This is a genomic window from Advenella alkanexedens (assembly GCF_019132845.1).
GTDB classification, from domain to species: Bacteria; Pseudomonadota; Gammaproteobacteria; order Burkholderiales; family Burkholderiaceae_B; genus Advenella; species Advenella alkanexedens.
The window spans coordinates 26724-40071 of sequence record NZ_JAHSPR010000013.1 but is presented as its reverse complement, the minus strand read 5'-3'; the positions used below and the strand labels follow the sequence as shown (position 1 = coordinate 40071).

Sequence of the window (13348 nt, the reverse complement as noted above, 5' to 3'; positions counted from 1 at the left end):
CTGATCTTAAGAATTAATGTGTAATGATGGTGGGCAGTCCTGCACGTGACAAAGCACCCTGTAATGGCTCGTCAGGAAGCAGGTGGGCCAGCCAGCGCCGGGCCTCAAGCAGTTTTTCAAGGTTAATACCGGTTTGCAGGCCATACTCTTCCAGCAGGAAACAAAGATCTTCGGTAGCGATGTTACCGGTTGCGCCGGGGGCAAACGGGCAACCACCCAAGCCTCCCAAAGAGGCATCAAAGTGTCTGACACCAGCGTCCAGGGCAGCCAGTACGTTAGCCATACCCATGCCGCGCGTGTCATGAAAATGAGCGCCAACCGGCAGCTTGCCGAGTAGTTGACGCAGTTGGGTAAACAGGTTTCTGACTTGTCTGGGGCCCGCAAAACCAACCGTGTCTCCCAATGCAATATGGTCAACACCGGCTTGTGCCATTCTGTCTGCAATATTCAGAACTGTCTTGCTTTCAATATGGCCCTCATAGGTGCAGCCAAAAGAAGTGGCAATGGCACCGGTGATGTGTGGCGGTTCGGGCTGTTGCTTGACCATTTCAATTAATCTTGCCACTGTAGCCAGCGCATTTTCAAGTGTGGTGCGGGCATTTTTTTGTGAATGCGTGGCACTGGCTGAAAGGACAAATACAATATTTTTTGCACCGGCCTCCAGGGCGCGCATGGCGCCTTTTTCATTCAGCACCAGTGCTGAAAGCACCAGCCTGGGGTTCAGTTGCCCCTGCTCGACCATTGTTTGGGCATCAAAGAATTGGGGGATCACATGCGCGGGAACAAACGAGGTGATTTCAAAGGCGCGAACACCGGCTTCAGACTCAACCTTGAGCCATTCTATTTTGTCTTGGGTGGCAATGGTATCCAGGCTCTGAATGCCATCACGCAAACCGACTTCCCGCACGAAGACCTGATTGTTATCAGTCATGATAAGCTCTCTTCAGTCAAGGGTTGCAGGGCAGGGGGCGCAAGCCGGATGGCAGGCCTTTGTCCGTCAAGGCGAATGGGCAGACCCATGAATTTCATGGCTGAATCGGGGACATCCTGCATAACACCCAAGGCTTGCGCCTGTTCGCAGCCAAAGGCCTCAGCCGTGTCCTGTACCGGAGCACAAGGCACGTTGGCTTCACGCAATTTGGCAGTCCAGTATTCGCGTGTTTGCTGGCGTAATTCATTCTGGATCAACTCATCAAGGATGTTTCGGTGGATGACGCGTTGCGGGTTATTGGCAAAACGTTCATCTTCAGCCCATTCGCTGTGGGCCAGTACTTTGCACAGCCTGGCAAACAGGCCGTTATTGCCTGCGGCAACCACCAAATGTCCGTCCGCTGTCTGGTAGGCGCGGTAAGGTACAATGGTTGCCGCCCCTGATCCATGGCGACCTGGAACCTGTCCGCTGGACATATGCTGGGCGCTGGCAACCTGCATCCAGCTTAAGGAAGTTTCGAAAAGGGAAACCTCAACATGAGCACCTTCCTGCATTTTCTCGCGTTGTAACAGGGCAGACAGAATGCCAATGGCGGCCCACATGCCAGTACCACAGTCAATGACTGAATAGCCCGTCCTGACCGGGGGCTGACCCGGCTCACCGGTCACGCTCATTAAACCACCATAGGCTTGCATCAGCGGGTCGTAACCAGGCAGGTCAGATAACGGACCACCACTGCCAAAGGCACCCATATCACAGTAAATCAGCTCGGGTTTAGTGGCACGCAGGGTTTTTTCATCAAGGCCCAGGCCTTCCAGGACACCCGGTCTGAAGTTCTGGATAATGACATCCGCTTGGGCGATGAATTGTTTTCTGAGTTGTTCAACCTGTTGTGGATCCCTGAAATTGCAAATTTGGGATTGTTTGTTCCGGTTTAAGGTCTGGAACATGGCCGAAGCACCTTCCCAGTCTGGCGGGCCCCAGTGACGGGCATCGTCACCCGCCGGTTTTTCAATCTTAATCACCGTGGCACCTAAATCAGCCAGGATTTGGGCGGCAAATGGGGCAGCAACATTTTGCCCAATTTCAAAAACGGTGTAGCCTTGCAATGGCAATGGTTTAATGGTGTTCATGGTGTTCATTTTCATTCTTACCAGCCCTTGAAATTGGGTTTGCGCTTTTCATTGAAGGCCAGAATGCCTTCCTTGCGATCCTGGCTGTGAACCATGCGTTGATACGCTTCAAGTTCAAACATCATGCCGGAGTTCAGATCCATTTGTAAGCCGTAGTGGATTGAGTGTTTTGCCTGCCTGATTGAAAGCGGGGCATTGGTGGCAATTTTTTGTGCGGCTTCAAGTGTTTTTTCCAGGACTTCATCCGGTTCGAATACACGGTTGACGACTCCCCATTCGCAAGCTTCATCGGCACTGAAAGGACTTGCGGTCAGAATGATTTCCTTTGCGCGACGTTCGCCAACAGCCCTTGGCAAGGTTTGTGTACCGCCTCCGCCAGGCATGATACCCAGGGATACTTCTGTCAGGGCAAAGCGGGCGTTGCGCGATGCATAGGCAAAATCACACTGCAGCATCAATTCAAAGCCGCCACCAAAAGCATGGCCATTGACGGCAGCCAGAATGGGTAGTGGGCAGTTGAGAATTGAGCGGAAGGTGCGCTCAAAAAGTTCGTGCTGTAATACCCATTGCTCTTCAGTCAGGGTTTTGCGCTCTTTTAAGTCTCCGCCTGCGCAGAACGCCTTGTCACCAGCACCAGTGATAACAACGCAGCGATATTTGCGGTGCTCAAGCTCCAGGGGGTGAAATACATCATACAGCTCATGTCCGGCTTGAGTGTTGAAGGCATTGGAGACTTCAGGGCGGTTAAGGGTGACCAGCAGAATCCCGGGAAACGGTTCTTCGACTTTTATGGTTTCGTAGGTTTTGTTCATGATTTATCCTTATTGATCGGGGCTGATACCCAGCATTTTTGCGGCTGATTTCCAGCGATTGAGATCTTCCTGGACGAACTCTTCAAATTTTTCAGGTGTTTCCGAGCCAATTGCCTGTAATCCAGATGCATTAAAGCGTTCAATAACGGGTTGGGCTTTAAGTGCAACCTGCATTTTCTCGTGTAAGGCTTTGATGACTTCCGGTGGTGTGTTTGCCGGTGCAAAAGCACCCATCCAGCCCTGGGAGGTAAAGTTTTTCAATCCTTCTACATTGGTTTCAGCAATGGAGGGGGTGTCGGGCATCAGAGGGGAACGCTGTGGGATAGTGACGGCCAGGCCTTTTGCCGCGCCGGCTTCAATTTGCCGGACAGCTGAAGCGTTGCCATCAAAAAGAATTTGTATCCTGCCGCCAATCAGGTCTTGAATAGCCTGGGTACTGCCTTTGTACGGAATTTCCTTGATGTCAATGTCGGCAGCTTCCTTGAAAAGTTCTGTAGTCAATTGGCTGATCGTACCGGCACCCAGTGAGCCGTAGTTCAGTTTTCCCGGATTGGCTTTTGCATAATCAATCAGCTCCTGCATGGTATTGAAAGGTGCATCCTTGTTGACAAGGACGACCATAGGGCCCTGGGCAAGCAGGGAGATGGGCACCAGATCTTTCAGTGGATCATAAGGCAGTTTTTTGGTGACTGGAATAATGCTGATGGGAGACAGTGACGTAATGGTAATGGTGTAACCGTCGGGTTTGCTTCGGATGAGTTGTTCAACCCCAATCGTGCCGCCGGCACCGCCTTTGTTTTCAATAATGAATGTTTGGCCAAATGCCTGCTCAAGTTGCTGGGCCATGGTGCGGCCCACCAGATCGGCAGAGTTGCCGGGTGGGAAGGTCACAATCGTGCTGACCGGTTTTTCAGGGTAGGCAGCCATTGACGTGCCTGTAAGGGAAATCATTCCGGCAATAGCAAAACAGTTTTTTAGCTGTTTGGGAAAGTTCATGTAGGTCTCCTCAGTGTTGGTGTTGTAAGTGCAAGGTCTTGTTTTGTATTGTTTGAATGTATTATTATGCTAAAAGATGAACTAGTAAACATAAGGAATCCACAATATGGACTATAGTGATAATAAAAAAGAGGTGGGGGGAACGCAAAGTATTGGCCGTGCAACCGAAATCCTGCGCGTCATTGCCGCCTCGGACGGGTTGGGGTTTGGACTGGGAGAAATAGCAGAAAGGTCTGGTATTGAAAGACCTACCGTTCATCGAATATTGCGACGTTTAACGGCTGAGTCCATGCTGGTGCAGAATCCATTGACCCGAAACTATCATCTGGGGCCACTATTGTATGAACTTGGCCTTGCCGCCAGTTCATCGGTGCCTGCCCAGCAACTGTGTAAAGAAGCGTTGCAGGAGCTGTCGGGAATTACCGGAGACAGCGCTTTTTTAACGGTCAAAAGTGGTTATGATGTGGTTTGTCTTGATCGCGCTGAAGGCCACTTTCCCATTCGTGTGTTGAACCTGGGCGTAGGGCAGCGGCGTCCGTTGGGTTGCGGTGCTGGTAGCATCGCTTTGCTCAGCACCATGAGCGATGAGCAAGTGGAAAAAATCCTGTTGAAAAATGCCGCTTTGCTGGCCGCACGTGCAGAACCGTCCATCAATGAGTTCATGCAAATTATTGCCCAGGCAAGAACGCAGGGGTACGCCACCAAGGATGCCCCTGATTTGCCGGTTCGCTCATTATCAATGCCGGTCAGGGATGCTTATGGTAATGGCGTCTGTGCCTTGAGTGTATCAACACTGACGGTTCGCGTAGAACAGAATCACGACAAAATGGTGGGGGCTTTGAAGCGGATTACAGAAGCGCTGGCCCTGAAAATCCGCGGTTCATTAATATTTAAAGACGTCTAGAGGCAAGACGTCTTTATTTTATGGGTTATGAAAACTTCCCCTCATTCACTTAATCTGAAAACAGGCATTTTCCTGCCTTCTTTCATGCGTTGGAAGGTCACTGTTACGGGTACGCCAATTTTTAACTGGCTAACCTCGGCATCAATAATATTGCTCATGATGATGGGGCCTTCATCTAGCTGAACATAAGCCAGCGTGTAAGGTGGGTCCGCTTTTTCAATATGGCTAAAGGCATACAGCGTGCCCTGACCGCTTGCATTTAGCCAACCCGTATTGGCACTGCCGCACAAGGGGCAAATCATGCGCGGATACCAATGGGGTTTGTTACAGTCGTGACAGGTTTTTAGCAAGAGTTCATCTTTTTCCGCCGCTTCCCAAAAGGGTTTGGTTTCCGGGTAAGCATTGGCATAGGCATCGGAAAGAAAGTCCAGGGTTTTATTATCCAGATTATCCATATTTATTCTCTTCCTAAAATAAGGGTGGCATGGGCATGACCTTCACCAACCACAAGGCCTGGGCCGGCTGCCAGTGCGATATCACAGTTTTTCACTTGTACGGCCGGGTGGGCTTCTTCACGCAACTGGCGAACTGCTTCAATAACCTTGGTAATACCACCGCGATTGGATGGGTGATTATTGCACAAGCCACCACCATCAGTGTTCCATGGCAATTTGCCTGTGCCTGAAATTAAATTGCCTTCGGTCACAAAATGGCCTGCCTGGCCTTTTTTGCAGAAACCCAGGTCTTCAAGCTGCATGAGAACCATAATGGTAAAGTTATCGTAAATAGAGGCGTATTTAATATCATCGGGGGTAACGCCTGCCTCGGCAAAAGCTTCAGGGCCGGTCTTGATGGCGCCTGTTTCTGTTGGTGCAATATAGGCACCATGGCTGGTTTTAATGGTGTGACTGGCACCCATGACTTTGATTAAAGGACGCTTGAGCGACTTTGCTATCTCAGGCGTGGTAACAATAAGTGCACCACCACCATCGGTAATGACGCAGCAGTCAAGCCTGTGCAGGGGAGGCGCAATAATGGGTGAATTAATGACGTCCTCAACCGTGACCACTTTTTTTAGCAGGGCATTTTCATTATATTGGGCATGATGTGAGGCAGCGACCTTGATGGCGGCCAGTTGTTCGGCGGTGGTACCATACTCATGCATATGCCGCTGGGTAATCATGCCATAAATGCCGGTAATGGTCGGTTTGTACGGTAAATCCCATGGGGTTTCCGGGCGTTCCGGCCCGAGTATACGGGGGGCGGTGCCAGTGGCCACCCCCGTGCTTTTGGGTTTGCCGGCCAGGGTAATCAGGGCAACACGGCATTTACCTGCGGCAATGGCCTGTGCCGCGTGTTCCACATGGGCAATATAAGAACACCCCCCAATTTCCGTACCGTCCAGCCAGCTTAGATTAAGGTTAAGGTATTCAGCCATGGAAATCGGGCTGCCACCGGGAACGTCACCGGCACAAAAGTAGCCATCCACATCTTTTAATTCCAGCCCTGCATCCTGCAAGGCACCCAGCGCGCTTTCGGCGTGAAGTTGGGCAACTGATTTATCGGGAGCAAACCGGGTAGGGTGCTCATAAGCGCCTACAATATAGGCCTTGTTTTTGATCGTCATTACAAACTCCGGGAAACTGGGTGTTTACATTTTGGGGATGTTGGCTGCGCGAATGACATTTCCCCATTTTTCATATTCATTTTTCACAAAAGTTGCCGTTTCTTCCGGTGTATAAATAACAGGAATGACCGATGCGGTATCCATGGTTTTACGCAACTCAGGGTTCTCCTGGGAAGCATTGATGATTGCGTTAAGTTTTTGTGTGGTGGCAGAAGGGGTGTTTTTAGGTGCAAAGGCTGCCAGCCAGCCCACTACCTCGAATCCGGGCACACCCGATTCTGCGATGGTGGGAACATTGGGTAATTCAGTGGTGCGTTTGGATGTTGTCACGGCCAGGGCTTTTACTTTGCCCGATTTTGTCTGGCTGACCGCAGCGCCGATATTGGTAAACATGAAATCAACGTGGCCACCGATTAAGGCTGACATGGCTTCAGAAGGACCACCGAACGGGATATGCGTGTATTGAATGTCCTTGACCTCAATTTTGAGTAATTCAGCGGCAAGATGCGCAGAACTGCCAATGCTGCCCGATGCATAATTCAGTTCGTTTTTGCTGTTTCTGATGTAGTCAATAAATTCTTCAAAGGTATTTGCCGGGAAATCCTGTTTTACAAGCAGCACATTCCCGTTCAGGCCAAACATGGCAATCGGCTGAAAATCCTCAAGTGGATTGTAAGGTGCCTTTTGCATCATTTGGGGTGTAATGGCATGGGTAACATTGGTCCCAAGCAATAGGGTGTAGCCATCTGGGCTTGATTTGGCTACATGATTGGCACCAATGGTGGCCCCGGCTCCTGGCCGATTTTCTACAATAACAGGTTGTTTAAGGGAACCGGAGAGTTGTTTGGCAAACGTGCGGGCGGTAAGGTCGGTAACACCACCTGCGGCAAATGGAACGGTTAAGTGGATCGATTTGCTGGGGTATTCGGACACCGCAAATGCAGTGCTACTTAATACGCCCATGGATAGGCAAGTTGTAATTAAGATTTTTTTCAATATCATTGATGTCTCCTAGTGTTATGCAGGTCGGGTGACTGTCTGCATTTTTTATGACAGGCCTAGCTGACCTGTCTGTCCTGCTGCTGCCAGAATTTGTTGCGAATGGTTTTTTTATCGATTTTCCCTAGTGAGGTTAAGGGAAGCTCCTCTTCAAAGAAGATGGTTTTAGGGGTGTTTACCGGTCCTTTTTCTTTAAGTACAAAATCAATCAGTTCTTTTTCACTTGGTTTGGTGCCTGGTTTTAACACAACAATGGCAGTGACTTCTTCTCCCCATTTTTCGTGTGGTACACCAATGACGGCAGACATGGCAATGGCAGGGTGTGTGGCAAGGCAATTTTCTATTTCACTGGGGTACACATTAAAACCTCCTGAAATAATCATGTCTTTGGCCCGGTCAACAATGTACAGATAACCTTGTTCGTCCTGTCGGGCCATGTCTCCGGTATGCAACCATTGACCGGCAAAGACTTTTTCATTTTCTTCGTGGCGGTTCAGATAGCCTTCCATGACAAGCGGACCACGGACACAAATCTCACCAATTTCTCCTGTTGGAACTTCATTCAATTCCGTATCCAGTAACTTGACCGTATTGCCAGGAATAACGCGACCGCAGGAACGAAGTAAATGGGGGCGGGAGGGGTCATGATCTTCTTTGCGCAAGTAGCTGATCATCATGGGGGCTTCAGCCTGGCCATAAAGTTGTCCAAAAACCGGACCAATTTTCTGTAAAGCCTCAAGTAGACGGGAAGGCGCCATGGGAGAAGCACCATATAAGATATATTCAAGACTGGACAATTTGGTCTGATCCAGTTGTGGATAATCCAGCAATGTATAAATTTGGGTTGGCACCATAAAACTTGCATTGATCTGGTGCTGCGCGACATATTCCATGAAGCTGTTCGCAGCGTATTTGTCCAGCAAGTGCATGGTGCCCCCACGCAGGAAAATAGGCAGCACGAAAGAGCCGGCAGCGTGCGAAATGGGCGTGGTTGCCAAAAAGCGTATGTTTTGTGGCCATTCATAGTAAGCGAGCTGGTAAGTAACCATGGTGATCGCCGTGCGGTGAGTTTGTAAAATGCCTTTTGAACGACCGGTTGTTCCACCCGAATATGAAATTTTTGTGAAGTCATCAGGCAGGGATTCAATACTGATTGGTTCGGTGCTCATGGTTAAAGCCTGTTGCAATAAACCAGCATCAATTGAAGATGGTGCCAGGGTCAGTACTTGCTCAACCGTGTTTTTTTGATACAGGGCTTGCACGCGTTCAGGAAATTTAATGCCGTCGGCAATCAGCATGCGTGCTTGGGCGTCTTGTAAAACAAAACAATGATCGCTTTCCGATGCCATGGGGTGCAGGGAAATATACCGTAAACCCAATAATTGCACGGCAATGAGTGTCACCAGGGAATCAATGTTGTTGCTTAAGAGCAAGGCAACGGTATCCTGGCGTTTCATGCCTTTAAGTTTTAACAGATGGGCAATTTGAAAGGATTTGGCTGCCACTTCCCGGTAAGTGAGTTGCTGATTTGAATCTGCCAGGGCAAGGCGCTCTGGAAAAGCCTTGAAGGCGGAAAGGAATAGTTCGGGCACTGTGGTGGTGCTGTAAAGGGCTGAGGTTTTCGGCTGCATGAGTTGTCTCTATTGATTGTGGTACTAATTTGGTTATTACGGTACCGTTTTTATGAGTATTATTGATATTGTGGTACCAAGTCAATAGGGAAAGTACCAAAAATACTCAAGCAGTTATAATGGGAAACTTTTAAGGCGATGAAAACGATGGCACGACGAACAGAAGCGGTATTCATGCAGCAATTGACAGCGCTGCTTATCACGGAAGGTATTTCCAAATTGACCATTGCCGATATTGCCGCCCGTTTGAAGTGCTCAAAAAGACGAATCTATCAGATTGCACCGGGCAAAGAAGAATTGTTTCTTCATATTTGTCGTGAGGTTTTCAATTCGAAACTTGAGCAGGGTTTTGCCAAGGCCAATAAAGAAAGTGAACCCGTCAGGATTATTAAGGCTTATTTGACGGCAACCTTAAATACCTCGGGTATCAGCAAAGCGTGCCTGATTGATCTGGAAGCGACAGAGCAGGGCAGAAAATTGTTTGACGACTATCAATTGGCACGGGTCAGGGGACTGGAGGGCATTATTGAGGAAGGGATTAAACAGCAGGTGTTTGCTCCACAGCATCCCAGATTGGTATCGGAAGCCATTTTGGGTGCTGCCCATCGGCTTAGAAATCCGGTTTTTCTAGAGGAAACCGGCATGCGCATTGGTGATGCTTTTGAGCAGTTTTATCGGTTGGTGCTTGAAGGCTTGCTTAAAAGGCATGATTAACAGGCCTAATAAAATGTGTGTCCGAAGTGTCCTTTTATTTTATTGAACCCGACTTTCCAAATTGCTGAACGAGGACATATACCAATATTTTTGAATTGATTTTCAGGGTACGCTTCGATCAATTAAATTATTAAAAAAGGATAGGAGATTACCGTGAAGTTATTGAATAAATTGACCGTTCTTGGTGCCTTGATGCTAAGTCAATGTCTGGTTGCACCAGTTGCCAGCGCACAAAAAAATGATTTTCCCAATAAACCATTGAATTTTATTGTTCCTTTCCCGCCGGGGGGGCCGACTGATGTAGCTGGTCGTGTGCTGGCTGATGCTTTGGGTAAAAAACTGAACCAGACCGTTGTGGTGGAAAATAAATCAGGAGCCTCCGGATCCATTGGTATTAGCCAACTGATCAGAAGCAAACCAGATGGATACACGGTAGCGGGTCTGGCCGCCCCCAGTTTGACCGCACCATTCATACTGGCACAAGCGCCCTATGATCTGGAGAAGGATATCAAGTCAGTGGGTACTGCCTATATCACGCCATTGGTTATTGTGGTAAATGCTAAAAAACATCCTGACATTACCGATATGAAGTCATTGGCACAGGCAGCCAAAAACAGTAAAGATGGCATCAACTATACGTCAGCCGCCATTGGCAGTACGGCCAATCTTGCCATGGAATTGATTAAAAAAGATTTGGGCATCAAAATGACGCACATCCCTTATCGGGGTAGTGCACCAGCGGTAACCGCATTGCTGGCAGGTGATGTGCCCGTCATGTATTCTGATCTGGTAGCCGTACTTCCTCAGATCAAGGCGGGTAATTTGCGTCCTATCGCGGTCAATACTGATGTGCGGCTTGAGGAGTTGCCGGATGTGCCAACACTGAAAGAGCAGGATATTCAGGCAAGCAAAGCGGTGTCATGGTCTGGTTTGGTGGTTCCCAAAGATACGCCTGACGCTACGGTAAAAATTCTGTCGGATGCCTTGGCAAGCGTTGTTAATGATCCGGATACCCAGACCAGGCTCAAGGCGGTCGGTGCGTATCCTTATTACACTAATTCGCAAACCATGCAGGATACCATTGCCAGGGATTCCGCCATTTGGTCCGGGGTGATTGAGGAAAATAATTTAAGGCAGAATTGATCGTCTTTAATATCAGTTTCCGATCGCAGCCTGTGGGCGGTATTTCTTGTTTTTTGAAACTGGGCCTGACCTTATTTGTCGGGCCCGTTGCGTTGGGGCTGGGTTTAAGTGCCTTAGCTGACCCAGATAAACCGGTCACGCAGTAATTCGGTTTCTCCCTGCCACCGATAGGCGCAAAGCTTTCCCTTGGTGAGCGATTTCGTGTTCCTGGCTGCAATGCTATAGTCAAGGCAGGCAATATAAGGTGTGAGAGGTTCGGGCTCTCCAGTCATCCAGTAATGGCCGACAAACAGAGGCTTGTCACTTTGATAGCCCGGTACAATGTCATTGGGAACGGGGATGTGTGGAATTTGCTCGATGGCGCTGGGGGGAACCATGGCCAGGTCACGATAGGTCAATCCATTAAGCTCCCACCATTGGGCACGGATTTCATTGCGAAAATTGCCGTCTTTGTCATCAAAACCGTATCCTGAAGGCAGTTCAATATTCAGTCCTTTCAGAACGGTTTCCATGGCTTCGAAAATTTCCGTTCCTTTTGTTCCAAGTATTGGCCAGGCCTGCGGTTGTATGCGGTTTTGGGTATCCAGAAAAGGGGCCAGTATTTTCAATGAGGGTAAGTGCCAGCAGGCATGAATCACCCTGAAGCCCGGAAATTCCAGGAATAGGGGCAGCGTCGCAAACCAGTCGGTGATTTCCTGGTGCAGGGTGGAGCCTTCAATAACCTGTTCTAAAAAAATCTGATGTTGTCGTAAATATCTTTCGGTATGGGGGCGAAGAAACTCACCTGGTTTGTCGTGGTTGGGCATTGTCCAGGCAACGGCGTTAAACTCATGGTTGCCCATGACCGCCAGCGCAGCATTGTTTTCCACCATGGCTTTGGCTATCAGGACAGCTTCCACTTGTTCGGGGCCCCGGTCGATAAAATCACCCAAAAAAACAACTTTACGTTCGGGGTGTTGCCAAAACCCGTTTTTTTCAGTGTAGTCCAGCTTTGCAAGCAGCTGTTTCAGGGGTAGTGCATGGCCGTGAATGTCACCAATCAAATCATACATGTTAAGGTTTTTTTAAAAGTGTTTTTATGTGTTTTTTGTAGGGTCTGATTATATTTTTTATTTTTTGCATGAATAAGAATTTGCAGGAAGATTTTCAAATTTTAATGAATAAATAGTGCGAAATATAGGTAATGATTGTTATGCGGCCATATCATACAGTCTTTCGTCATCCCTGAACCAGCCGGTGATGCTCCAGCGGGGTTTTTGGCAGGGCAAGACTTCGTGCTCAATCAGGTCGCTTCTGAAAATGACTGTTCTGCCTGCAACGGGAAGTATACGTTGAATTTCTAATCGGGGATTTTCAGGATCATACAAGACCAGCTCTCCACCGTCCGCTTGGCTCCATTCCGGATTCAGGTAGCTGACCAGGGTGATTTTCCGGAAGGTGGTGTTTTTGTGTTGGTCCAGATGACGGGCATAGCCGGTGCCCGACGCATAACGGGCATAGTGCAATTCCATTTGTTTCAGGCCCAGAAAAAAATACCGGTTTAATGCCTGTTGCATTAAACCGGTTAATTGAAATATTTCCTGGCTGGCTGGGTATTGACTTTCTGGTTCAAGCCAAAGAATAGAATCACCGCGAATGGATGTTACCCGTGCCAGTTGCTGTTCGCGTCCAATACGGGCATCATGGAACTGGCCCTGTTCCCAGCGTTGCTGCCCCTCTGTAAATAGACGGTGTGTAAGGGAGGCCGGGATGAGTGCATCACAAACCGCCCAGCCATGGGTTTCCAGTGCTGATAAAATGTCATTTATTGCATTCATGATGAAGCTTCTATATTAAAAACAAGATCGACTCGAATCGCAATCTCCAAAAGGTTTTTTTGATTAAACGGTATTGCCGTTGTTTTTCAGTATTTTTATACTGGAAAAAATGAACAAAAATAAATCCGGGAAATGATTTTATATGGACTGGAACGGGCTGTACAGAATTTTTTTCATAAAAGGAAGTCATGAAAATGAATGCAAACAAATGGCTTGTCCTGTTTTTTTTGATATGGCCATGTATGGCTGGTTCGCAACAGGTGTCAGAAACAACCCAGGAGATGGTTTTTACTGCCGCTTTTGATTATTATTTTTTGCATGAGTTTTGCGTGCCCTATGACCCAACGCTTTCAGCAGACAGTCTTGAACAGAAAATGCAGGAAGATGCCCGGCAGATTTTACAGCTGAGCAAACAAAAAGCTTACATTTTCGTGGCGGATTTTATCAGCAGTTATACTGAATTTGTGTCGGATAATGATGAGTATGGGCAGGCCATTTCCCATCGGGTTGAGCAGTTCAATGCGATTAACAGTGCAGTCAAACAGGATAGTTGTCTTTCCATGAAGCAAGACAGAAGCAGGCGATTTCAGGAAGCGCTTAGGCGCCTGAGATCAGAGTTATAGACTTGTATATGGCTTGTG

14 protein-coding genes are annotated in these 13348 nt (G+C 48.4%); 4 read left to right on the top strand and 10 right to left on the bottom strand.

What is annotated here, in order from left to right; genetic code table 11:
• Window positions 1-13: 13 nt before the first annotated feature.
• From KU392_RS13455 to KU392_RS13440, 4 genes are read right to left on the bottom strand one after another with little or no spacing between them, the layout of a single operon-like run.
• Complete coding sequence (locus tag KU392_RS13455; protein WP_169294308.1) at window positions 14-931, bottom strand: hydroxymethylglutaryl-CoA lyase; 918 nt, start codon at window positions 929-931, stop codon at window positions 14-16.
• Window positions 928-2073 (bottom strand): CaiB/BaiF CoA transferase family protein, encoded by a 1146-nt coding sequence (locus KU392_RS13450; protein WP_217735550.1) that lies wholly within the window; start codon window positions 2071-2073, stop codon window positions 928-930. Before KU392_RS13450 ends, KU392_RS13455 begins: the two co-directional genes overlap by 4 nt.
• 8 nt (window positions 2074-2081) lie before the next feature.
• On the bottom strand, window positions 2082-2876 hold the full coding sequence (locus KU392_RS13445; RefSeq protein WP_169294310.1) for an enoyl-CoA hydratase/isomerase family protein: 795 nt from the start codon (window positions 2874-2876) through the stop codon (window positions 2082-2084).
• Between the two features lie 9 nt (window positions 2877-2885).
• Window positions 2886-3872 carry a Bug family tripartite tricarboxylate transporter substrate binding protein gene (locus tag KU392_RS13440; RefSeq protein WP_217735549.1) on the bottom strand — a complete coding sequence of 329 codons (987 nt, stop codon included), beginning with the start codon at window positions 3870-3872 and terminating at the stop codon, window positions 2886-2888.
• A 106-nt stretch (window positions 3873-3978) separates the two neighbouring features.
• Between KU392_RS13440 and KU392_RS13435 the strand changes: the two genes are divergently transcribed.
• Complete coding sequence (locus KU392_RS13435; RefSeq protein ID WP_217735548.1) at window positions 3979-4776, top strand: IclR family transcriptional regulator; 798 nt, start codon at window positions 3979-3981, stop codon at window positions 4774-4776.
• A gap of 41 nt (window positions 4777-4817) precedes the next feature.
• Here KU392_RS13435 and KU392_RS13430 read toward each other — a convergent pair whose 3' ends face one another.
• Genes KU392_RS13430 through KU392_RS13415 form a run of 4 tightly spaced genes read right to left on the bottom strand, consistent with a single transcriptional unit; the run spans window position 4818 to window position 9033 of the window.
• The gene (locus tag KU392_RS13430) at window positions 4818-5231 is read right to left on the bottom strand and encodes a Zn-ribbon domain-containing OB-fold protein (RefSeq protein ID WP_217735547.1); all 414 of its coding nucleotides are present in this window, start codon (window positions 5229-5231) and stop codon (window positions 4818-4820) included.
• Between the two features lie 2 nt (window positions 5232-5233).
• Window positions 5234-6403: a thiolase domain-containing protein gene (locus tag KU392_RS13425; protein WP_217735546.1), complete on the bottom strand. Its 1170-nt coding sequence runs from the start codon at window positions 6401-6403 to the stop codon at window positions 5234-5236.
• A 24-nt stretch (window positions 6404-6427) separates the two neighbouring features.
• The gene (locus tag KU392_RS13420; RefSeq protein ID WP_217735545.1) at window positions 6428-7405 is read right to left on the bottom strand and encodes a Bug family tripartite tricarboxylate transporter substrate binding protein; all 978 of its coding nucleotides are present in this window, start codon (window positions 7403-7405) and stop codon (window positions 6428-6430) included.
• Between the two features lie 56 nt (window positions 7406-7461).
• On the bottom strand, window positions 7462-9033 hold the full coding sequence (locus KU392_RS13415; RefSeq protein ID WP_217735544.1) for an AMP-binding protein: 1572 nt from the start codon (window positions 9031-9033) through the stop codon (window positions 7462-7464).
• 147 nt (window positions 9034-9180) lie between these two features.
• On the opposite strand from KU392_RS13415, the gene KU392_RS13410 reads away from it, so the two are divergent.
• A complete protein-coding gene (locus KU392_RS13410; RefSeq protein WP_169294317.1) occupies window positions 9181-9747 on the top strand; it encodes a TetR/AcrR family transcriptional regulator in 567 nt (188 codons plus the stop codon).
• Window positions 9748-9900: 153 nt separating this feature from the next.
• Window positions 9901-10890, top strand: a complete 990-nt coding sequence (locus KU392_RS13405) for a Bug family tripartite tricarboxylate transporter substrate binding protein (RefSeq protein WP_169294318.1) — start codon at window positions 9901-9903, stop codon at window positions 10888-10890.
• A 113-nt stretch (window positions 10891-11003) separates the two neighbouring features.
• Here the strand turns inward: KU392_RS13405 and KU392_RS13400 are convergent, their stop codons facing one another.
• Together KU392_RS13400 and KU392_RS13395 are read right to left on the bottom strand one after the other, a co-directional pair.
• A complete protein-coding gene (locus KU392_RS13400) occupies window positions 11004-11942 on the bottom strand; it encodes a metallophosphoesterase (RefSeq protein WP_217735543.1) in 939 nt (312 codons plus the stop codon).
• A 138-nt stretch (window positions 11943-12080) separates the two neighbouring features.
• A complete protein-coding gene (locus KU392_RS13395; protein ID WP_169294320.1) occupies window positions 12081-12707 on the bottom strand; it encodes a 2OG-Fe(II) oxygenase in 627 nt (208 codons plus the stop codon).
• Between the two features lie 194 nt (window positions 12708-12901).
• Between KU392_RS13395 and KU392_RS13390 the strand changes: the two genes are divergently transcribed.
• Window positions 12902-13330 (top strand): hypothetical protein, encoded by a 429-nt coding sequence (locus KU392_RS13390; protein ID WP_217735542.1) that lies wholly within the window; start codon window positions 12902-12904, stop codon window positions 13328-13330.
• Window positions 13331-13348 lie beyond the last annotated feature (18 nt).

Excerpts from the sequence above, each read along its gene's own strand:
- KU392_RS13455 (WP_169294308.1), bottom strand. The coding sequence starts at position 931 with ATGACTGATAACAATCAGGTCTTCGTGCGGGAAGTCGGTTTGCGTGAT.
- KU392_RS13450 (WP_217735550.1), bottom strand. The coding sequence starts at position 2,073 with ATGAACACCATGAACACCATTAAACCATTGCCATTGCAAGGCTACACC.
- KU392_RS13445 (WP_169294310.1), bottom strand. The coding sequence starts at position 2,876 with ATGAACAAAACCTACGAAACCATAAAAGTCGAAGAACCGTTTCCCGGG.
- KU392_RS13440 (WP_217735549.1), bottom strand. The coding sequence starts at position 3,872 with ATGAACTTTCCCAAACAGCTAAAAAACTGTTTTGCTATTGCCGGAATG.
- KU392_RS13435 (WP_217735548.1), top strand. The coding sequence starts at position 3,979 with ATGGACTATAGTGATAATAAAAAAGAGGTGGGGGGAACGCAAAGTATT.
- KU392_RS13430 (WP_217735547.1), bottom strand. The coding sequence starts at position 5,231 with ATGGATAATCTGGATAATAAAACCCTGGACTTTCTTTCCGATGCCTAT.
- KU392_RS13425 (WP_217735546.1), bottom strand. The coding sequence starts at position 6,403 with ATGACGATCAAAAACAAGGCCTATATTGTAGGCGCTTATGAGCACCCT.
- KU392_RS13420 (WP_217735545.1), bottom strand. The coding sequence starts at position 7,405 with ATGATATTGAAAAAAATCTTAATTACAACTTGCCTATCCATGGGCGTA.
- KU392_RS13415 (WP_217735544.1), bottom strand. The coding sequence starts at position 9,033 with ATGCAGCCGAAAACCTCAGCCCTTTACAGCACCACCACAGTGCCCGAA.
- KU392_RS13410 (WP_169294317.1), top strand. The coding sequence starts at position 9,181 with ATGGCACGACGAACAGAAGCGGTATTCATGCAGCAATTGACAGCGCTG.
- KU392_RS13400 (WP_217735543.1), bottom strand. The coding sequence starts at position 11,942 with ATGTATGATTTGATTGGTGACATTCACGGCCATGCACTACCCCTGAAA.
- KU392_RS13395 (WP_169294320.1), bottom strand. The coding sequence starts at position 12,707 with ATGAATGCAATAAATGACATTTTATCAGCACTGGAAACCCATGGCTGG.
- KU392_RS13390 (WP_217735542.1), top strand. The coding sequence starts at position 12,902 with ATGAATGCAAACAAATGGCTTGTCCTGTTTTTTTTGATATGGCCATGT.